This is a genomic window from Pseudoalteromonas sp. CNAT2-18.1 (assembly GCF_022347865.1).
GTDB lineage: Bacteria > Pseudomonadota > Gammaproteobacteria > Enterobacterales > Alteromonadaceae > Pseudoalteromonas > Pseudoalteromonas ruthenica.
In genome coordinates this window covers 257,307-276,786 of the sequence record NZ_JAKRFR010000004.1, presented here as the reverse complement: position 1 = coordinate 276,786, position 19,480 = coordinate 257,307, and the positions used below count along the sequence as shown (strand labels likewise).

The 19,480-nt window shown below is 49.0% G+C and carries 20 protein-coding genes; 9 read left to right on the top strand and 11 right to left on the bottom strand.

Translation table 11 applies throughout. From position 1 onward, the window contains the following. Window positions 1-259: 259 nt before the first annotated feature. From MHM94_RS10570 to MHM94_RS10535, 8 genes are all read left to right on the top strand, one after another. The gene (locus MHM94_RS10570; RefSeq protein WP_022944752.1) at window positions 260-1,216 is read left to right on the top strand and encodes a MoxR family ATPase; all 957 of its coding nucleotides are present in this window, start codon (window positions 260-262) and stop codon (window positions 1,214-1,216) included. Continuing rightward, complete coding sequence (locus MHM94_RS10565; RefSeq protein WP_235419903.1) at window positions 1,216-2,181, top strand: DUF58 domain-containing protein; 966 nt, start codon at window positions 1,216-1,218, stop codon at window positions 2,179-2,181. Before MHM94_RS10570 ends, MHM94_RS10565 begins: the two co-directional genes overlap by 1 nt. Then, complete coding sequence (locus MHM94_RS10560) at window positions 2,182-2,613, top strand: DUF4381 domain-containing protein (protein ID WP_235419902.1); 432 nt, start codon at window positions 2,182-2,184, stop codon at window positions 2,611-2,613. After that, on the top strand, window positions 2,606-3,601 hold the full coding sequence (locus MHM94_RS10555) for a VWA domain-containing protein (RefSeq protein ID WP_045979854.1): 996 nt from the start codon (window positions 2,606-2,608) through the stop codon (window positions 3,599-3,601). The genes MHM94_RS10560 and MHM94_RS10555 overlap by 8 nt, the downstream gene beginning before the upstream one ends. Then, on the top strand, window positions 3,598-5,496 hold the full coding sequence (locus tag MHM94_RS10550) for a VWA domain-containing protein (protein WP_235419901.1): 1,899 nt from the start codon (window positions 3,598-3,600) through the stop codon (window positions 5,494-5,496). Before MHM94_RS10555 ends, MHM94_RS10550 begins: the two co-directional genes overlap by 4 nt. After that, entirely contained in the window at window positions 5,490-7,091 is a 1,602-nt protein-coding gene (locus MHM94_RS10545) for a BatD family protein (RefSeq protein WP_235419900.1), read from the top strand. The genes MHM94_RS10550 and MHM94_RS10545 overlap by 7 nt, the downstream gene beginning before the upstream one ends. 141 nt (window positions 7,092-7,232) lie before the next feature. Beyond that, window positions 7,233-7,757: a sigma-70 family RNA polymerase sigma factor gene (locus MHM94_RS10540; protein WP_257220993.1), complete on the top strand. Its 525-nt coding sequence runs from the start codon at window positions 7,233-7,235 to the stop codon at window positions 7,755-7,757. Next, the gene (locus MHM94_RS10535; RefSeq protein WP_045979857.1) at window positions 7,750-8,481 is read left to right on the top strand and encodes a DUF3379 family protein; all 732 of its coding nucleotides are present in this window, start codon (window positions 7,750-7,752) and stop codon (window positions 8,479-8,481) included. Before MHM94_RS10540 ends, MHM94_RS10535 begins: the two co-directional genes overlap by 8 nt. A 111-nt stretch (window positions 8,482-8,592) precedes the next feature. Here the strand turns inward: MHM94_RS10535 and putP are convergent, their stop codons facing one another. After that, window positions 8,593-10,080 (bottom strand): sodium/proline symporter PutP, encoded by a 1,488-nt coding sequence (gene putP / locus MHM94_RS10530; RefSeq protein WP_053911206.1) that lies wholly within the window; start codon window positions 10,078-10,080, stop codon window positions 8,593-8,595. 374 nt (window positions 10,081-10,454) lie between these two features. On the opposite strand from putP, the gene MHM94_RS10525 reads away from it, so the two are divergent. Next, the gene (locus MHM94_RS10525) at window positions 10,455-11,675 is read left to right on the top strand and encodes an HDOD domain-containing protein (RefSeq protein ID WP_022944761.1); all 1,221 of its coding nucleotides are present in this window, start codon (window positions 10,455-10,457) and stop codon (window positions 11,673-11,675) included. A 59-nt stretch (window positions 11,676-11,734) separates the two neighbouring features. Here MHM94_RS10525 and MHM94_RS10520 read toward each other — a convergent pair whose 3' ends face one another. From MHM94_RS10520 to ccmA, 10 genes are read right to left on the bottom strand one after another with little or no spacing between them, the layout of a single operon-like run. Then, window positions 11,735-12,472, bottom strand: a complete 738-nt coding sequence (locus MHM94_RS10520; RefSeq protein ID WP_045979859.1) for a VacJ family lipoprotein — start codon at window positions 12,470-12,472, stop codon at window positions 11,735-11,737. A gap of 8 nt (window positions 12,473-12,480) precedes the next feature. Beyond that, window positions 12,481-13,716, bottom strand: a complete 1,236-nt coding sequence (gene ccmI, locus MHM94_RS10515; protein WP_022944763.1) for a c-type cytochrome biogenesis protein CcmI — start codon at window positions 13,714-13,716, stop codon at window positions 12,481-12,483. Continuing rightward, on the bottom strand, window positions 13,716-14,177 hold the full coding sequence (locus MHM94_RS10510) for a cytochrome c-type biogenesis protein (RefSeq protein ID WP_022944764.1): 462 nt from the start codon (window positions 14,175-14,177) through the stop codon (window positions 13,716-13,718). The genes ccmI and MHM94_RS10510 overlap by 1 nt, the downstream gene beginning before the upstream one ends. Beyond that, window positions 14,174-14,743 (bottom strand): redoxin family protein, encoded by a 570-nt coding sequence (locus MHM94_RS10505; RefSeq protein WP_045979862.1) that lies wholly within the window; start codon window positions 14,741-14,743, stop codon window positions 14,174-14,176. The genes MHM94_RS10510 and MHM94_RS10505 overlap by 4 nt, the downstream gene beginning before the upstream one ends. Beyond that, entirely contained in the window at window positions 14,740-16,692 is a 1,953-nt protein-coding gene (locus MHM94_RS10500) for a heme lyase CcmF/NrfE family subunit (RefSeq protein WP_138547556.1), read from the bottom strand. Before MHM94_RS10500 ends, MHM94_RS10505 begins: the two co-directional genes overlap by 4 nt. Before the next feature lie 3 nt (window positions 16,693-16,695). After that, the gene (ccmE, locus tag MHM94_RS10495; protein WP_235419899.1) at window positions 16,696-17,175 is read right to left on the bottom strand and encodes a cytochrome c maturation protein CcmE; all 480 of its coding nucleotides are present in this window, start codon (window positions 17,173-17,175) and stop codon (window positions 16,696-16,698) included. Next, window positions 17,172-17,384, bottom strand: a complete 213-nt coding sequence (ccmD, locus tag MHM94_RS10490; RefSeq protein ID WP_022944768.1) for a heme exporter protein CcmD — start codon at window positions 17,382-17,384, stop codon at window positions 17,172-17,174. The genes ccmE and ccmD overlap by 4 nt, the downstream gene beginning before the upstream one ends. Continuing rightward, window positions 17,374-18,123 (bottom strand): heme ABC transporter permease, encoded by a 750-nt coding sequence (locus MHM94_RS10485; RefSeq protein ID WP_022944769.1) that lies wholly within the window; start codon window positions 18,121-18,123, stop codon window positions 17,374-17,376. The genes ccmD and MHM94_RS10485 overlap by 11 nt, the downstream gene beginning before the upstream one ends. A 1-nt stretch (window position 18,124) precedes the next feature. Further along, entirely contained in the window at window positions 18,125-18,811 is a 687-nt protein-coding gene (gene ccmB / locus MHM94_RS10480) for a heme exporter protein CcmB (RefSeq protein WP_022944770.1), read from the bottom strand. Continuing rightward, window positions 18,811-19,431: a cytochrome c biogenesis heme-transporting ATPase CcmA gene (gene ccmA / locus MHM94_RS10475; RefSeq protein ID WP_235419898.1), complete on the bottom strand. Its 621-nt coding sequence runs from the start codon at window positions 19,429-19,431 to the stop codon at window positions 18,811-18,813. Before ccmA ends, ccmB begins: the two co-directional genes overlap by 1 nt. Window positions 19,432-19,480 lie beyond the last annotated feature (49 nt).

The following is a 19,480-nucleotide window of genomic DNA, read 5'->3' as shown; positions in this document are numbered from 1 at the left end:
AATATTTCCTCGATTCTAAAACAACCCAAAGCGCAATGCCAATAGTGACGCTAAAATTCCTGCGCCAGCTACAACAATAGTTAAGAACTGGGTACGATGAAAATAAAAACAAGACTTTAAAACTATGTAATTGTGAGTAAAATCAATCGAACTTTTTAAACAGTGCAGTGCCTAAAGGGCGTTGCGCCAACCTAGGGCTGGGTTCTTCCGCCTGTTAGGTTGCTCTGTTTCATTTATGCCGGCAAGGATACGTACACTTATGGCAGTTGCTAAGTTTGCACAATTAAAAACCTACCTCGATAGCGAAATTATCGGCCAACCCCATTTGACTCAAGCATTATTAATTGCTGTTCTCGCTGATGGTCACTTATTGGTGGAAGGGCCTCCTGGGCTTGCCAAAACGCGAGCTGTGAATGCGCTGGCCAAAGGGTTGGAGGGGAGTTTTCAACGCATTCAGTTCACCCCTGACCTACTGCCCTCAGATGTTACTGGAACCGATATCTATCGTCAGCAAACCAGCGAATTTGTATTTGAGCCAGGCCCGCTTTTCCATAACTTAGTGTTAGCCGACGAAATAAACCGGGCACCAGCAAAAGTGCAATCGGCATTATTAGAAGCCATGGCAGAGCGGCAAATTACCGTGGGTAAAAACACCTATCCGCTAGAGCAGCTGTTTATGGTAATGGCGACGCAAAATCCGCTCGAACAGGAAGGCACCTACCCACTGCCCGAAGCTCAGCTTGACCGGTTCCTACTACACCTTAATATTGACTACCCCGATGCGGACTCCGAGCTCGCCATTTTACGGCTGACGCGCGGCGAAGCACTTGAGGGGGAACACGCCCGTATTGAGCCGCTCACCCAGGCGGATTTATTTGCCGCGCGCAAGGAAGTATTAGCCTTGCACTTAGCCGAGCCGTTGGAGCAGTACCTAGTGCAACTCATTATGGCGACTCGCGATGGCAAGCAACTGGATGACCAGCTCGCTAGCTGGCTAGAATATGGTGCCAGCCCCCGTGCCACCATAGCCCTTGACCGTGCTGCGCGAGCCCATGCTTGGCTAGAGGGTCGTGACTTTGTCAGCCCCGAAGATATTCAAGCGGTGTTCCATAACGTGCTGCGCCATCGCATCATTTTAAGTTATGAAGCGCAAGCCGATGGCATCACCAAAGACCAAGTGCTGCAGCACATTCTTGAGCGAGTGGCTGTGCCCTAATGAACAATCAGGCCCCCACTCACTCGGTGGCGTACTGGCTTGAAAAGCTGCACAGCAATGGTCATAGCCTGTCACTGAAAGAGCTGACATATTATAAAAGCAAAACCCAGCTGCTGGATTTGGCGGTTCAAAAGCGTTTACGCAGCCCGCTAAGTGGTCAGTATCTGGCCCCGCATAAAGGCCGTGGTATGGAGTTTGCTGAGGTGCGCCATTACCAGCAAGGCGATGATGTGCGCAGTATCGACTGGCGCGTCACCGCTCGTACTGGCGAAGCGCACACCAAGCTTTTTCAAGAGGAAAAAGAACGCCCTGTGTTGCTAATGGTCGATCTTAGCTCGTCGATGCAGTTTGGCTCACAGTTTGTATTCAAATCGGTGCAAGCAGCTCATGTGGCTGCGCTGGTGGCTTGGTCGGCGTGTAAACGCGGCGATAAACTTGGCGCCTTAGTATTTAACGAACAGCAGCACCATGAGTTTCGCCCACAAAGCCGTGATAAAGCGGTATTGAGGGTACTTCATGCAATGCAAGACATGCAGCATGCAGACATTGGCGAGCAAGTACACGCCGGGAACCTGCTCAGCCAGTTGCAACGCATGAACCAATTAGCCAAGCCAGGCAGTGTGGTGTATTTGCTCAGTGACTTTGTTGAGCTCAACGATGAATACGGCGAATCCATAGAACGTCAACTGCAGCACCTGGCACGCCATTGTGAAGTGGTGGCCAGTGTCATTAGCGACCCGTTCGAGCGCCAACTGCCACAATTCAATGACACCATCAACGTTGACACCGGCCGGGGTAAAATAAGTTTGGCCCTGGATGATGCCCAATTTCGCCGCCGCTATCATCGCCAAGCACAGCAATTTGACTCGCAGCGCCTACAGCGTTTATCTCGCCATTGCCACTCACTGGTGGAGATTTCCGCTGCCAGTGCCCTTGAGCAACAATTTTCGCTTCGGAGTGCATAAATGCAAGGCAATCCCCTTTCTCAATTAGACGATGTCATGGTCCCTGACCAGGTAAGTGCTTGGCCGCCAGGCCCCGCCTGGTGGATTATCGCTGCTGTGCTGTTAATTGCTGCGGTATTGGCGCTGGCCCTGTATGTGCGTCAACGCCGCCATAACCGCGCCAAACGCGAAGCACTGCGCTTGGCGCAGAGCCAAGATGCCGCCCGTTTGCATCAACTGCTCAAACGGTTAGGCAAACATTACTATGGTACGCGTGTAGCGGCGCTCAGTGCCGAGCGCTGGAGCCAAGTATTGACTCTATTAAGTGATATTGATTTTAACGCCCGGGAGTTGCAGCAGTTATATCAGCCTAGAGCGGTAAGCGATGAGCTAAAAAACAAGCTGCACCAAGCCATAAAGCAATTTAAAACCAAGGAGCGCATCGATGTTTGAATTTGCTTGGCCCTGGGCTTTTGCCCTGCTGCCTTTGCCTTGGCTTATTGCGCTCATCGCTGGCAAACAAAAACACCATAGCACCTTGATGCTGCGCATTCACGCATTGGCACACATGGGAATGACCAATACCAAGGTCACGCCCAGCCGCAAGTGGCCACACTGGTTACTCGCAATTGTCTGGGCGCTTGTTGTAGCCAGCGCTGCCAATCCGGTGTTTCGTGGTGAACCCATCACCCTCTCAGAGCCAGGCCGTGACATTATGCTGGCGGTGGACTTATCTGGGTCAATGCGTGAGCAAGATATGGCTTATCAAGGGCGATTCGTCGACCGCCTTAGTGTCGTTAAAGCGGTGCTCAGTGAGTTTATTAGCCAACGCCGTGGCGATCAGCTGGGGCTTATTTTATTTGCCGACACCGCGTTTTTACAAACGCCACTAACACGCGACGTTGACACTGTGGCGCAAATGCTCGAAGAATCACAAATTGGTTTAGTAGGACGTGCCACCGCCATTGGTGATGCCCTTGGGCTGTCGGTGAAGCGCTTTAATGAAAAGTCACAATCAAACAAGGTAGTGATCTTACTCACCGATGGCCAAAACACCGCTGGTAACCTGAAACCCGAAGAGGCGCTTATTTTGGCCAAAGACGCCGGCGTCAAAGTCTATACCGTGGGTGTGGGCGCAGACGGCCGCAACCAAGGCGGGTTATTCTCTATGCTTGGCAGCTCTGGGGCCATGCTCGACGAATCGCTGCTAAAAACCATTGCAGAGCAGACCGGCGGTCAGTATTTTCGCGCCACAGACACCCAAAGTTTGGCCAATATTTATAAAGAATTGGATGCGCTCGAGCCACAAGCTGAGCAAGAGCAAACATTCCGCCCAGTGGATGCCTTGTTTTACCTGCCCCTAAGCGGCGCTTTATTGATGTTATTTTTGGCTGCTTTATGGCGACAACTGAAGCAGCAAGCTGTAGTAGGTGATGCATGACCGAGTTTACGTTTATTCGCCCCGATGCATTGTGGTTGCTGATAGTGATGGCTTTGTACATGCTCTGGCGGCTCACTGGGAGCAAACGCCAACCTAGCAATAGCCAACTTATTGCTCCGCACTTGGCAACACAGGTCCTGAGTCAAGGCCAGCAAAAGCGAGCACCTAGTCATGTATTAAGTACTTTGCTTATGGCCTTGATGGTAGTGGCGATTGCCGGCCCAAGCTTTAGCAAAAAAGAGGTGCCAGTCTATCAAAGCAAAATGGCCCGGGTGTTAGTCATGGATATGTCGCGCTCAATGTATAGCACCGATATCGCCCCAAGCCGACTGCAACAAGCACGCTATAAAGCTCTGGATATGGTGGATTTGTTCACCGAAGGAGAAACTGCGCTGGTTGCTTACGCCAATGATGCCTATACAATTTCGCCCTTAACCTCAGATAGTCAGACGTTGACCAATCTGATTCCCAGTCTCAGCCCAGATATTATGCCCGGACAAGGCAGTAATGTGCTTGCTGGTCTGACACAGGCACAAGAGTTACTCAGCCAAGCAGGCTATGCACGTGGCGATGTGATCTTACTGAGCGATGGCATAGATGCCGATGAAGAAGCGGATGTCCGTGATTGGCTCGCCAGTCATGACTATCGCTTACATATTTATGCCATAGGTACTGCCGAGGGTGCCCCGATTAACTTGCCAGATGGGGGTTTTCTTAAAGATCAGTACGGGCAAATCGTTATCCCTACCACCGACTTTTCACGTCTCCAGCGCTTGGCCCAAGCCGGCAACGGAAAATTATTACGCTATCAAGCAAGTGCGGCAAACCTCTCGGTACTGCAGAGCACCGAGCAACCGCAGCAAGAGTTGCAACAGGACAATAAACAGACCTTATGGCGCATTGATGCCGGCATCTATTTAACCCTGCTAATCGTGCCGTTAATGTTATGGCTAATGGGCCGTCGCGCTTTAGTTCTGTGCGCCTTTATGGTGCTACTGCCACAACCTAAGGCCTATGCGGCGCAGTGGCAGAGCTGGTTTAACAACGAACAGCAAAACGCCCTATCCGCTTATCAGAACGAGGCCTATGATCAGGCCAGCCAAACTGAAAACCCGCTGATAGCCGGGGCAGCAAAATATCAACAACAGGATTACCAAGGCGCTCTTGATGCCTTTGCTTCAGACAATTCAGCGCAAGGGCTGTACAACCAAGGCAACGCCCTAGCGCAATTAGGGCAACTTGATGAGGCAATTGAGCGTTATCAGCAAGCGCTGGAAAAAAATCCTGAGCTCGAATCGGCTGCACGGAACAAAGCATTAGTGGAACAAATGCGCCAAAAACAGCAACAGGAATCACAACAAGGAAATAACGAACAAGATTCCTCACAAAATAAGCAGCAAACAGAGCAAGACAACGATAATCAGCAGCAAGGTGAGCAACAACAGTCACAACAAGGGCAACAACAAAGCGCCGGTCAGCGTAACGACGCAAACAACAATGATCCGCAAAACAGTGCCCAAGCAAACGATGAATCGAGTGGGCAACAACCTACCGAGTCTGAGTCTAAACAAAGCGACAGTGAACAGTCGCAGCAACAGCAGCAACGCCAAAATGGCGAGCAGCAACAAGGCAATAAAGCGCAAAGTGCTGAACAACAGCAACAAGCTCAGCAAATGCAGCAACAGCAAGGTGATCAGCAGGGCACAGAGCAACAACTGGCGGCACAAGCCAGTGAGCTGACGCCTGAGGAGCGCGAGCGCGCCCAGCAGTTGAATCAGTTATTGCGCAAGATCCCTGACGATCCGGAAATTCTGCTGCGCAATAAAATGCAACTTGAATCAAGAAAAAGACAACGTTATCGCCGCTTACCACAAGGAGTTGAAAAATCATGGTAAGAACCGCCTTCTTCATCGCACTCACCTGCTTAGCAATGCCCGTTTTGGCGCTCACTAAGCTTACCGCCAGTGTCGATAAAAACCCTGTGCTTGCCGGTGAGTATTTCGCTATAACCATCAAAGCCGATGATACGGTCAATGACAGCCAACCCGATACTCAAGCGCTGCTTGATGACTTTGTGGTTGGCCCTATGTCTCGTAGTAACCAAACACGTATTATCAATGGTGCCGTAAGCCGACAATCTACATGGCAAATCGAGCTGATGGCCCGTGAAGCGGGTAATTATGAAATCCCGGCGTTTACTATTAATGGCGTGAGCTCAGAGCCATTCACTCTAAAAGTGGTTAACAACGCCAACAGCAGTCTTGACGATAGCACCGCCTTTATTAAAACCGAGCTCACCCCGCAGTCACTGTATGTGCAGCAAGCCGGGGTTTATACCGTCAAACTTTACTTAGGTGTTGATTTAATTGATGGTTCACTGGCCGCGCCGAGTATGGAAAACGCCAATATTACGCAAATGGGCAAACAGCGAGAGAGCCAAGAAGTCATTGATGGGCGGCGCTACCTGGTAATTCAACGCGACTACTTAGTACAACCACAAAAAAGTGGCACCTTTGAGTTACAAGCGCCACGCTTAAACGGCAAAGTGCGTAAAAACTACCGTGCTATGGCAGTCAGTGCCAGTGCCACAAATACATTGGTTGATGTGAAGCCCATGCCCGAAGGCATTAATGGCACATGGTTGCCAAGTGAGTTGGTGGATTTAAGTGAACAGTGGCAAGGCGCTGATGAACAAGTGCAGGTGGGCACCCCCATCACTCGAACGCTGACACTGACGGCTTTGAATACCACCAAAGAGCAACTGCCGGATTTAACCAGCCCAAACCTTGAAAACGTGCGCAGCTACCCCGATCAATCCGAGCGCACGCATCTTATTCGCGATGGTCGTATTATTGCTCAAACCACCACATCCATTGCCTATGTGCCACAACAGCCTGGCACCTATACGCTGCCAGCAATCGAGGTGCCTTGGTTTAATACCGTTACAGGACGCGCGCAGATAGCCAAAGTAGCAGAAAAAACCATTACCGTGATTGGCGAGGCCAGCACCACGGCCGCCCCCTCCCCTAGTGATGCTCCGCAAGCCACCTCAACTAACGATGTTAGCGCGCCACCCACGCACTCTGATGTAAGCTTGCTATGGGCGATACCAGGTTATGTGCTGTGGCTACTGACTATGGCAGCGTGGTGGTGGCAACGTCAAGGTACTCAGACTTTAGCACCGACCAGCACCAAACCGCAGCCTAAAACAGCAAAGGGTAATTTGCAGGCTGTGCAGCGCGCGCTTAAAGCGCAAAACCCGCAGGAGCTCTATCGCGCCCTAGATGCGCATGCCAAAGCGAACAAAAGCTCACTTCACCAATGGCAAAGCCATTGGCCTGAAAATGCTCGCCAAGAACTTACCAAGTTGCGCCAGCAACTCTATAGCCATGACGAGAGAGTGGTTGACTACTCTTTGATTGCGCAAGGTATTAACACACCCGTGAGCATGCAGCAAAAACAACAAACTGAACTAGACTCCTTGTATTAAGGCATTAGTTCGCTTCACTGCGAGTGGCAACTGCAAATCACTGCAACCGTCTTTAAGCGCCTGCTCTGCAGGCGCTTAATATTGCCTTGAGCAAATAAATTTCCCGTTAAGTGAAATGTTTTATTGCTGTCGGAGGTCTTAATGGGCATGGCAGATAAACAAAAGCGCTATGAGGCGCTGGTGCAGGTATACCACAAAGAGCTCTATCGCTTTGCCTATTGGCTTTGCAAAGACCCTAGTGTGGCTGAAGACCTGGTCCAAGAAACTTTTTTACGAGCATGGCGTTCATTAGATTCATTAGTCGATCAGAACGCTGCTAAGTCGTGGCTGTTTACTATTTTGCGACGAGAAAATGCTCGCCGCTTTGAACGCAAGCAGTTTGATTACAGTGATGTCGAACAAGACACCCTCTGCGACGAACGCAGCACTTCTTTAGATGACGAAATGGAAATGACCGTTGTCCAACGACGTATTATGGAGCTTGCGCAAGAATACCGTGAACCGTTAATCCTACAAGTGATTGGTGGCTGCAGCGGCGATGAAATTGCGCAAATCCTCGGCTTAAACAAAAACACGGTTATGACGCGCTTATATCGAGCTAGAAATCAGCTAAAAAGCGCACTCACTCGAACCACTGAACCTATGAAAGGGGCTCCAAATGGATGAATTAGAATTTCGCCGGCGCCTTTTTGCTCATCCAAACACCAAAGACAAGGACGTGCTTGAGTTTGCAGAGCAAAGTCCTGAGCGCAAACAATTAGTTAATGAGTTAAAACAGCTTGATAAAGAGCTTGTTGAGGCGATGCAGGTACCTGTACCCGATAATTTGGCTGATAAAATTATTTTTAACCAAACCATGGGGGAGCAAAGCGATCAACGCTCGGGCAATAACCCCGCAGCGAAGCAGACTAAACCAAAAACGCCGTGGTATATCGCCATAGCTGCGTCTGTGGTTATCGCCTTTACTGGGGTGTTGTATCACCTGATGTCGCCAACGTTATCGATTGGTGAGCACGCCTTGGCACATGTTTATCATGAAATTGACGCACTGAGCGTAAATGAGGAAATAGCCTTGGATGAGGTCAATTTACGACTCTCTGAACTTGGCGGCCACCTTGATGAGTTACCTGGGGCTATCACCTACGCTCGTTACTGTAATTTCAAAGGGCAAAAAGGTTTACACCTAGTTTTTCAATCGGATTTCGGGCCGATGACGGTATTTATCGTCCCCTCTGCGAACGATTATCTCGGTGATGTTCATTTTAATGATCAGCGCTTCGCTGGACGCGTTTCACACTTCCCTCAAGGAGACGCCATACTGGTGGCTATGGCGCAAGCGCCAGTGGATGAATACCAGGCACGGATAAACCAATCACTGCGTTGGAATTAGCGAACTAGGGTTGCTGTTACTAAATACCCTCAACGCTACTTAGGACAGCTCAAAGACACAAAAAAGGCCACCCGCTAAGGGTGGCCTTTTACTATCTCTAATTCTCAGGGATTAGCCTTCTTGCAGCTCTGCCTCAACCTTATCAAAGGTATCTGTCAGTGCTTCGCTGGGCTCTTTAGTCGCCAGCGATACTGCAACAATAGCGATACTCGCAAGAATAAAGCCTGGGACGATTTCATACATCCAGTCGCTTAGTGACTGGCCATCAATCGTAACAGGCGCGTAAATCCAGAATAGCACTGTAGCCGCACCAACAATCATACCTGCAAGCGCGCCTGGAAGGTTCATACGGCGCCAATACAAGCTAAATAATACTAGCGGACCGAACGCCGCACCAAAACCGGCCCAAGCGTTACTCACCAACGATAAAATCGAGCTATCGCGGTCATATGCAAGGTAGATGGCACACAGTGCAACCAGTAGCACGCTGATGCGACCCACGAGCACAAGCTCTTTTTCTGAGGCATCACGTTTGATATAAATCTTGTAGAAGTCTTCTGTCAGCGAGCTGGAACTCACTAATAGCTGCGAGGAAATGGTACTCATGATAGCCGCTAAGATAGCTGCTAATAAGAATCCGGCCACCAGTGGGTGGAATAGCAATTGAGATAAAATGAGGAAAATGGTTTCCGCATCTTCAACGGTAATACCTTTCTCATAGCTATAAGCAGCACCGCATAAACCTGTTGCCACTGCACCTACCGCAGCAACAATCATCCACGACATACCAATACGGCGCATAACGCGAATATCTTTCAAACCACGAACTGACATAAAGCGTACGATGATATGGGGCTGACCGAAGTAACCCAGACCCCACGCCATAGCCGAAATAATTCCTAGTACTGAGCCGGTCCCCACCCACTCAAGCATATCCGGATTTACCTGTTCAAGCGTGGCAGGTAGAGGCTGCTCAAGTAAGGTATAGGTAACAAAAGGCACGATAATGAGCGCTAAGAACATAATGCAGCCTTGCACAAAGTCAGTTAGGCTCACAGCTAAAAAGCCGCCAAATAAGGTATACAATACGACCACGCCGGTGGTCACATATAAGCCCATTTCATAGGATAAACCGAACGAGCTTTCAAACAGCTTACCGCCAGCGACAACGCCTGAAGAGGTATATAAGGTGAAAAACACGATGATCACCACCGCCGACACCACGCGCAGCGCATTTTTGGAATCGTTAAAACGGTTAGCAAAGTAATCAGGAATGGTTATCGCATCATTGGCCCGCTCGGTATACACACGTAAGCGCGGCGCCACTAATAGGTAGTTAGCCCAAGCACCGATCACCAATCCTATGGCAATCCAGGTAGCACTAAAGCCAGTTAAGAACATAGCGCCAGGCAAGCCCATCAATATCCAACCGCTCATGTCAGAAGCACCTGCAGAAAGCGCTGCTACACTGGGTCTAAGATTACGCCCACCTAACATGTACCCTGATACATCATCCGTTGATTTCTTGTATGCATACAGACCGATGCCGAGCATAACGATGAAATACAGAGCAAGAGAAATTATCGTACCTACTTCCAATTTAGCCTCCAACTTAGCGCTGAGCTTCACCCCAAAAGCCGCACGAAGCACAGATTGGGCGAAGAATGTTGTTATTATTACTTAGGCGCGTTGACCTTTGCTGCCTGTTTTTGCAGCAAAGGTCAGCATACCCTAACGACGTTGCAGTGTAGTTTTATCACAACGTACGCTCACACCACTATAGCATGGCCCTGACCCGCAACTCCAATTAGTGCGATATCCATACTTATGTATTAAATATTTGATACATATGATGGTTTCAACGTCACATTTGCGCACTTAGCTCACAAAAAAGTATAATTATTAATGAAAACAACCTAGATTTTTCATATATTGTTAAGCAATTAGCAACGTATTTTTGGAAGTGCCAATAAATGAATTTTTACGCTGCGCGTCAGCCCATTCTGGATAGAGAGAAAACACTGGTCGGCTACGAACTGTTGTTCCGCGATGGCTTAGCCAATGTGTTCCCACAAATTAATGGTGATGAAGCCACCTCTAAGCTTATCGAAGGAAGTCAGTTTACCTTTGGCCTTGAAGAGCTAACCGACAATAAGCCGGCTTATATCAACTTTACTCTGGAAACGCTCAGTAAAGGGTATGCCACCATGATGGGCACTGACGAAATTGTCGTTGAAATACTCGAGACCGTGCAACCTGGCAAACGTCTGCTAGCCCTGGTACAAGACCTGAAAGAGCAAGGCTATACCATTGCCCTTGATGACTATAAACATCAAAACGTCTGGCGTCACTTCTTCCCTTTTATCGATATTATTAAAATCGATTACTTGGAAACCAACGAACAAGAAATACAAGAAGTGGTCGCGGCGATTAAAGGCTTTGACAACATCAAGCTGTTGGCTGAGAAGGTAGAAACTTATGAGCAGTATCAGCACGCGCTCGACCTTGGTTTTAGCTACTTCCAAGGCTTCTTCTTCTCTAAGCCTGAGATGGTACAAAGTAAGGCATTGCCGCCCTCGGAGTTGACGCTTGCCGAGTTGCTATACGAAACATCAACCAGTGAAATGGATTTGGAAAAAGTCACTAAAGTGTTTGAGCGCGACGTTAACCTCTCTTACAAGTTGTTGCGCTATTCCAATTCCGCCATGTTTAAACGCCGCGCTGAGGTATCCACCATTAAGCAAGCGCTCGTAGTGCTCGGTGCCAAAGAGATTAAAAAGTTTTTATCGCTGCTGTTCACCGCGCAACTGTCTTCAGACAAACCTGCCGAACTGATGCGTTTATCCCTTACCCGCGCCCGTTTTGCCGAGGTATTAGCAGAGCAGCACCAAAATGCAGGTGACCCAGGACGTGCATTCTTAACCGGCATGATGTCTCTGTTAGACGCGATTTTAGACCAAGATATGGCAGCGGTTGTTGAACGTTTGCCTTTGGCCAATGATATAAAAGCGGCGCTGCGCGACAACGAAGGCGTACTTGCGGGCTATATCACCTTGGTAAAATATTATGAGCACGCCCAGTGGCAACAAGCTAACGCAACAGTAGAAGAAATGAAACTGGATGCCAACAAAGTGCCCGATGCCTACCATGAGGCAATTCATTGGGCTAACGAGCAAATGCAAGCCATTATGTAATAATTGAAAAAGCCGGCGAATTGCCGGCTTTTTTATTATTCGCTGTTTGCGCTAATCGACTAGAGGTTCTCCAAAAAGTCATCATCGTAGTCTTGCGCTTCAGGCTCTTCCTCTATAGGCGGATTACCGTCATGTAGCTCATACAACTGGCGCTGGTAGTATATATCTTTCATAAAGGTATAAGGGTCCAGCGATTCATTTAGCAAGCTCTCTTGGGGGATCAATGAAGCTCGCGCCTCCACGGCCTTCAAAGCAAACACTAAAATAGTTTGCGGTGTGGTCAGAGCGATTTCAGGCAATACCACATTATCAACAATATCGCCGGTTACGTTACGTGCGGTGCTCGGCCCCATTCCTGGGATCATCACATAGGCTCCATCACCTACTCCCCAAACCCCTAAGGTTTGACCAAAGTCCTCATCAACATACTCCAACCCAAGGGATGAAGCCACGTCAAATAATCCCCCTATACCTACTGTGGTATTGACTAAAAAGCGCGCAATACTTATGCCGGTGTGATCCGCTTTGCCTTGCAGTGCTGCGTTAATAGCATCGGTTGGCGCGCTAATATTGTCGGTAAAGTTCACCACCGAACGACGAACAGGCGCTGGTGTTACTTCCACATAACCCACTGCAACTGGACGCAAAATGTAAGCATCCAACACATCCATATTAAAGTCATACAATGGTCGGTTCAGGCTTTGTAGCGGATCGCGCGGATCCTCTTTTTCTGGAGGAACCTGGGCACAGGCACTGAGTACTAACGCCACAAGCGTTATAAAAGTCTTCTTTAACATGTCACTTCCTACTGAATCAAAGTGTCGATAAGCACGTCCACTTGCTTCTGTTGCTGCTGGTCAATCACACCAGACTGTCCTTGTAATTCGCCGCTGGCAATGGCGACATCACCATCTTTGGAGATACGAGCGATGATTTGCACTTGCTCAAATTGAGCCAGTGTTAATTCCGCCATCATCGCATCCGCTTGCGATAATGTCACCGTCATTGGCAATGAAAATTCAGAAAAACGCTTTACTGCCAGAGGCATAGGTGGCCCGGAAGCAGCTTTAGCATAGACAAACAAAATCGCTTGATGGGGGATGCGGTCTTTAACTTTATCGGCCAGCGCGACAGCAACCGTTATTTCCTCGCCGGAGCTTTGCTGCGATTGGCTAATGCGTTGCTCGATTTCATCGATGCGCTGCGCTACCATGGCATAACGCGGGTCGTCTTGACGCATGGACGATAAAATAAGCTCAAAGGCACTTTTTGCTTCAAGCCAATCTTGGCGCTCGTAGGCTATCAGCGCCAACATGGAAATCGCATCCATGTTTTGTGGCTGCTGCTGCAACACTTGCGAGAGTAACTTTGCTGCCTGCGTCATACTGCTGTCGTTACCCCGTACCAACAGCGCTTGTGCGTAGCTGACTTTAGCGCCTAAGTTGTCTGGGTCCATGGCCAATACTTTATCAAAAGCTTGAGTGGCCATTTCAAACTCGTCCAGAGTCATAGCAACGCGTCCTAACATCAGCCAGGCAACGGCATCATCGCCATCTTGTGCCAAGCGGGTGCGAAGCCCGAGTAATAACGCTTGTCGCTCGTTGGCCGACAATGGTTCACCTTTGCCCATCACCGCACGCTCACCTAACTCAGGCAGTTGTTCAATAGCCTGCTCCCAGCTCTTTAGCTGCTGATAACTGCCAGTAAAGTAGTAAAACACGCCACTGAGGACCACCACAAAAAGCACCCCTGTTAGCGCTAAAATACGGTTATTACCTCGGCCATGTAGCTGTTGCTCAGGTGATAAATCATTCAGTAAACGGCGTTTCAGCTCAACCATGGACTCGTCAAAACTGCTTTGTGAGATGCGCTCCATGGCGAGTTCGTCTGCAAGCTCTTGCTGACGTTGATTGAAGATGTCGATACGCTGCGCATTAACTCCTGAATTACTCTGTGCCTGAAAACGTCGAAAAAACGGCCAGCAGACAAACACTAAAGCAATAATAATCAGGGCAGCAAAGCCCCCCCACATAGTAAGCATTACGCTGACTCCTTACGCTGATATTGCTTGATAAGTTGCTGCAGTTTTTGCTCATCGGCCGCTGACCAACTTGCTTTTTGCGCCGCTTTCTTTTGCCGTAAAACAATAAAAGCTAAGCCAGCTATAACGATCAGCCCTGGCAAGATCCATAATAAGATGGTCGCTGGAGTGACTGGCGGCTGATAGTGCACAAAGTAGCCGTAACGATCGATCATATAATCAATCACTTGGTCTTTATTTTGACCCTCTTTAACGAGCTCTTCGACTTTATCGCGTAAATCTTTGGCCACCACGGCATCAGAGTCAGCGATATTTTGATTTTGGCACTTTGGACAGCGTAGCTCTTTGGTTAGCTCTGAAAACAGCTGGGCTTGGTCGTCATTAGCAAAATCGTACTTTTCCTCCACAGCAAGTGCTGGCAGCGCCAACATCAGTACTATGGCTAATAGTAAATATCTCATTGCGCCTCCTGCATTAAGGGTGCGAACTTAGCGCGCCACACACGTTGGTTAATGTCGCCGGTATGATGCACAAGCACCTTCCCCTCGCTATTAATTAGGAAGGTTTCGGGCGCACCTGAAACGCCTAAATCAAGAAGAAATTGGCGATCTAGATCAAGCATGTTGAATTGATATGGGTCGCCTGCACGGGCCAACATATCACGCACTTCTTGCTGCAAAGCAGCAAGGTTAAATTGACCGTCAAAATCAGGATCGTAGCCTTGTTCATAATACAAACCAACAATACTAACTCCCTGCTCGCGTAACTCGGTCAAATAACCCAGCTCCGCCAAGCAGGTAGGACACCAAGTGCCCCAAACGTTGAGTAAATAGGTTTGCCCTTGCAGGTCGGCATTGGTCCAGCGTTTATCTGGATCCATGAGATCAGGCAAGTCAAAGGCCGGCAAAGGCTGATTCACGCGACCGCTTTGTAATTCGCGCGGATCCGAAAAAAGGCCTTTGAGTAAAAACCCGCATAACAGCACGAAAACTAATAACGGCGTAATCACTATCCACTTTTTACTCATGACTGACCTTCCTTACGCACGCGACGGCGATAGCGTCTATCGAACAACACAACAAACCCAGCTAAGGAGATTAATATCCCACCTAGCCACATCACCCGCACATAAGGTTTATGGTACAAGCGTAAAGACCACGCGTTACCGCTTAATTGCTCACCAAGGGCCAGGTATAAATCGCGGGTAAAACCTGGGTCAACCGCAGCCTCGGTCATAAACTGCATGCCGATGTCATAGCGGCGTTTTTCTGCATGTAATACGGCTTCCACCTCATCACCATCAAACACAGTGACAACGCCAGCGTGACCACTGTAATTGGGGCCACGAATGGCTTTAACACCATCAAAACGGAATTCATAGCCACCTAAGGCAACTTGCTCACCGGGCTCAACGCGCACGTCTCGTTCGGTGGAATAAGCCGATGTTAGGGTGACCGAGATCACGACTAAGGCAAGACCGACATGGCCAAGCAGCATCGCCCAATAGCTCAAACCGAGGCGCTTAATGCCAGTGGCCACACTGTTTGCTTGTGACACTTTTAACAATAGGTCTTGGGCGCTCATGATTAACACCCACACTCCAAGGCCGGTGGCCAGTAACGTCAAGGCACTGACGTTATCGAAGCTGCTATACAACCACACCGGTGTCGCGATCAGTGTCAGGACTAGCCCAAGGCCATATTTACGTGCCACTTGGCTAAACTTATTCTGCTTCCAGCGTAGCAGTGGTGCGGCGCCTAATAACAAGGCAAAAGGCACGATTAAATAACTGAACATCTGATTGAAGAACGGTTCACCGATGGAAATAGACCCAAGGCCGAGCTCCTTGTGCACCATAGGCAGCAACGTGCCAAGCAGGACAATAAGGGTTGCCACCACCAGTAAAATATTGTTTAGCCACAGTGCGACTTCACGGGAGAATAGGCTATAACGTCCCTCACTTTGTACCTGCCCTGCACGCAGAGCATACAGCAACAAGCCGCCACCGACGACGATGGCTAAAAACGCCAAAATAAACATACCGCGATCTGGGTCTGACGCGAACGCGTGCACCGAGACGATGATCCCTGAACGCACGATAAAGGTACCTAGTAAACTCAGCGAGAACGCTGCGATGGCCAATAGCACAGTCCATGACTTAAAGATGCCACGTTTTTCCGTGGTCGCCAAAGAGTGCAATAATGCGGTGGCCACCAGCCACGGCATCAGTGAGGCGTTTTCTACTGGATCCCAGAACCACCAGCCCCCCCAGCCAAGTTCAGCATAAGCCCACCAGCTACCAATAGTGATACCGAGAGTCAAAAAGCCCCAGGCAGCCATCGTCCAAGGACGAGACCACTTAGCCCACAAATTATCTAGCTGACCGGTCAACAGTGCGGCAATGGCAAATGAGAAAGAGACAGATAAACCCACATAGCCCATATACAGCAATGGCGGGTGAATAATCATGCCAGGGTCTTGCAGCAAAGGATTAAGATCGCGCCCTTCTACTGGAAAGTAAGGTAATAAGCGTTCAAACGGGCTCGACATCAATAAGGTATAAAGCATAAAGCCAACCGCTAAGAACCCAAGTACGCCGAGCACCCGGGCGCGCAGCGGCCATGGCAACGATTTAGACATCAGCGCCACTGCGGCTGTCCAACCCGCTTGCATGACCAGCCATAATAAAATAGCGCCTTCATGGCCACCCCAAGTCGAGGTTATTTTGTAATACCAAGGTAGCGTGCTACTGGAGTGGTAAGCAACGTAGGCGACAGTAAAGTCATCGGTGACACTGGCGTAAATAAGAGCCGCGAAAGAGAGCAGAACAAAAATGAATTGGCCCACGGCCAAAGAAGGAGCTGCACGCATTAACCTGAGATTACCGGTATGCGCGCCCCACAAAGGAAATATAAACAACAGTACACACAGCACCATTGCTAAGGTTAGGGAAAAGTACCCGAGCTCTGGAATCATAATTTAGTTGCCGTAATTGCTATTGTATTTAGGTTTCTCGTGTTTGATACCCTTCACCGCTTCTGCCACTTCCTCTGGCATGTACTCTTCATCGTGCTTGGCGAGTACCTCAAATGCCTCAACCACATCGCTCTGCACTAAGGTGCCCTGGGCTACGATGCCTTGGCCTTCACGGAATAAGTCCGGCAAGATGCCTTTGTAACGGATGGTGACCATAGGGCCACTGTCAATCAGTTTAAACTCTACAAATAGCGAGTTTTCGTCGCGCTTAACTGAGCCTGGCACCACCATGCCGCCAATCCGTAGTTTTTGGCCAATACTGGGTTTTTCCAACTCTTTACCCTTGCCTTCAATCAGCTCACTGGGGGTATAGAAAAGGTTAATGTTCTCTTGCAACGCATACAGAGTAAGCCCCACCGCCGATGATAAACCGAGCAATAAGGCAATAATGGTGATTAAGCGTTTTTTGCGTCTTGGGTTCATAGTGACGACTCCTGCTGCGAGCGTTTCGCCCTCTCAATACGTTGCTCTCGTGCGCTTTGAGCGGCAACCTGCTTGAGCACGTTACGTTTCTCTAATAGCGAGGTCACTAAAAGCGCAATCAAAATAAATGCACAGCTGCCGAAGGAAAGCCATACATAAAAGCCATACCCACCCATGGCGAGAAATTCAGAAAAACTATTAAACTCCATGTTTTGCTCCTGTGGCGAGTGCTCTCACCCACGGTCGATGTTGTTCACTTTTTAACAGCTCCGTTTTCAAACGGATCAACGTTGCCCAGCCTAGAAAACCAGCAAAAGCGACAATATTAACCATTAACGGCCAAAACATACTTGGGTCGATGGCAGAGGTATCAAATTTAGTAATGGTTGAGCCCTGATGCAGGGTATTCCACCACTCCACTGAGAAGTGAATAATGGGTAAGTTGACCACTCCGACAAGGGCCAAAATAGACGCTGCCTTGCCTCCGGCACGTTTGTCTTCAAAGGCATGGTACAAAGACAAGACCCCTAGGTATAAAAACAACAGGATGAGCTCTGAGGTTAAGCGTGCATCCCATACCCACCAAGTACCCCACATAGGTTTACCCCACGCGGCGCCGGTCAATAATGCAATCACCGTCATTGCCGCACCCACCGGCGCAATAGCAATCACCGCCAGTTGGGCATTGCGAATTTGCCATACTAACGCGACGATGGCGGCAATGGCCATCGACGAATAAGCACCCATCGACCAAATAGCCGACGGTACATGAATGAAGATAATGCGATAGCTGTCTTTTTGTTGGTAATCGGCCGGCGCATAAGCCAACCCCCAAACCCAACCTAAGATCATGCATATCACGGTAACCACTGCAAAAAACGGCAACAGTGTGTTACACAGCGTGTAGGCCCGCTCGGCCTTGGCATAGGGATGTAACCACTTCCACATACTAGTTAATACTCACTTTCAATGCTGATGAAACGGCAATAGGCGCAAGCACGATGGCGACGGTAAGAAATGCACCTAAGATTGCGAGCTGACCGCCATAAGCCAACGACATGCTGGCTGTATCAATGGCGGAAGTCGCAAAAATCAATACGGGAATGTACAGCGGTAAGACCAACAAACTGAGTAACACTCCCCCTTTTTGCAAACCCACGGTTAACCCCGCGCCGATCGCCCCGATCAAGCTTAATAATGGAGTACCGATAAGCAACGTTAACAACGTTGCATTGAGGGCCTGCATTTCTAAATTCATTAGTAATGCGAACAGTGGCGTTAATAACACCATTGGCAAGCCTGTAATGGTCCAATGCGCTGCAATTTTTGCCGACACACTGAGCGACAAAGGGAATGGCGACAATAATAACTGCTCCAAAGTACCATCTAGGTAATCATCTCGGAACATTTTATCCAGACCCAACATCGTCGCTAGTAAAGCAGCGACCCAAATAATACCCGGCGCCATGCGTGCCAATAAGTTTGGCTCAGGACCCACGCCAAGTGGGAACAGTGTAATCACGATTAAGAAAAACAGCAGCGGATTAACAATATCGCTGCGCTGGCGAAAGGCAAGACGCACATCTTTTTTATATACGCTGGCCCAAACTCGCCAGTAGGAGTGCTGCTGAATCATTAAATGCGATACTCCAACTGCAACTTACTGAGGTGAGAAAAGTGCGCGGTCAAGTCTTGGTGACTGGTGAGTAAAATCGCCCCTTGTTGGGCCAAATGCTGAGCGAAACGCTGTTGCAATAATGCCACGCCTTTTTTATCTACGGCAGTGAATGGCTCATCTAAAAACCACAGTTTGGCATCATTGAGCCATAACCGAGCCAAGGCAACACGGCGCTGTTGGCCAGCTGATAATTGCCGCACCGGAACATCTTCTAGTCCTACTAAGCCAAGATTGCTCAGCACCTCATAAATATTGAGGTCGGTTTTCAGTCCGTGAGTATCAAGCCAGAACTGACAATTTTCTAATGCATTTAACTGTGTGTTTACACCTGTTTTATGGCCAATAAACAACACTTGTTGCGCATAGTTTTCGTAGTCACGGCGAATACACTTTTGCATAAAGCGCACTTGCCCTTGCATAGGCTCTGAAAAGCCCGCCAAAATGCGCAATAAAGAGGTTTTCCCAGCCCCATTAGGCCCCTCTAACTGCATGATCTCCCCAGCGTTTATTGAAAAGCTAAGGTCTTCAAACAGGCATCGCTCTTGCTTAATGCAAGTGACTGCGTCAACGTGTAACACGAACAGACATTCTCAGTGCTTAAAATTGGGCGATAGTCTACCATAATGC

Bases quoted from the DNA above. Each gene is read 5' to 3' on its own strand.
- MHM94_RS10545 (WP_235419900.1), top strand. From the start codon at position 5,490: ATGGTAAGAACCGCCTTCTTCATCGCACTCACCTGCTTAGCAATGCCC.
- MHM94_RS10540 (WP_257220993.1), top strand. From the start codon at position 7,233: ATGGGCATGGCAGATAAACAAAAGCGCTATGAGGCGCTGGTGCAGGTA.
- ccmD (WP_022944768.1), bottom strand. From the start codon at position 17,384: ATGGAGTTTAATAGTTTTTCTGAATTTCTCGCCATGGGTGGGTATGGC.
- MHM94_RS10520 (WP_045979859.1), bottom strand. From the start codon at position 12,472: ATGTTAAAGAAGACTTTTATAACGCTTGTGGCGTTAGTACTCAGTGCC.
- MHM94_RS10570 (WP_022944752.1), top strand. From the start codon at position 260: ATGGCAGTTGCTAAGTTTGCACAATTAAAAACCTACCTCGATAGCGAA.
- ccmE (WP_235419899.1), bottom strand. From the start codon at position 17,175: ATGAACCCAAGACGCAAAAAACGCTTAATCACCATTATTGCCTTATTG.
- MHM94_RS10565 (WP_235419903.1), top strand. From the start codon at position 1,216: ATGAACAATCAGGCCCCCACTCACTCGGTGGCGTACTGGCTTGAAAAG.
- MHM94_RS10560 (WP_235419902.1), top strand. From the start codon at position 2,182: ATGCAAGGCAATCCCCTTTCTCAATTAGACGATGTCATGGTCCCTGAC.
- MHM94_RS10550 (WP_235419901.1), top strand. From the start codon at position 3,598: ATGACCGAGTTTACGTTTATTCGCCCCGATGCATTGTGGTTGCTGATA.
- MHM94_RS10505 (WP_045979862.1), bottom strand. From the start codon at position 14,743: ATGAGTAAAAAGTGGATAGTGATTACGCCGTTATTAGTTTTCGTGCTG.
- ccmI (WP_022944763.1), bottom strand. From the start codon at position 13,716: ATGCTTACTATGTGGGGGGGCTTTGCTGCCCTGATTATTATTGCTTTA.
- MHM94_RS10485 (WP_022944769.1), bottom strand. From the start codon at position 18,123: ATGTGGAAGTGGTTACATCCCTATGCCAAGGCCGAGCGGGCCTACACG.
- MHM94_RS10510 (WP_022944764.1), bottom strand. From the start codon at position 14,177: ATGAGATATTTACTATTAGCCATAGTACTGATGTTGGCGCTGCCAGCA.
- MHM94_RS10555 (WP_045979854.1), top strand. From the start codon at position 2,606: ATGTTTGAATTTGCTTGGCCCTGGGCTTTTGCCCTGCTGCCTTTGCCT.
- MHM94_RS10535 (WP_045979857.1), top strand. From the start codon at position 7,750: ATGGATGAATTAGAATTTCGCCGGCGCCTTTTTGCTCATCCAAACACC.
- MHM94_RS10500 (WP_138547556.1), bottom strand. From the start codon at position 16,692: ATGATTCCAGAGCTCGGGTACTTTTCCCTAACCTTAGCAATGGTGCTG.
- MHM94_RS10525 (WP_022944761.1), top strand. From the start codon at position 10,455: ATGAATTTTTACGCTGCGCGTCAGCCCATTCTGGATAGAGAGAAAACA.
- ccmB (WP_022944770.1), bottom strand. From the start codon at position 18,811: ATGATTCAGCAGCACTCCTACTGGCGAGTTTGGGCCAGCGTATATAAA.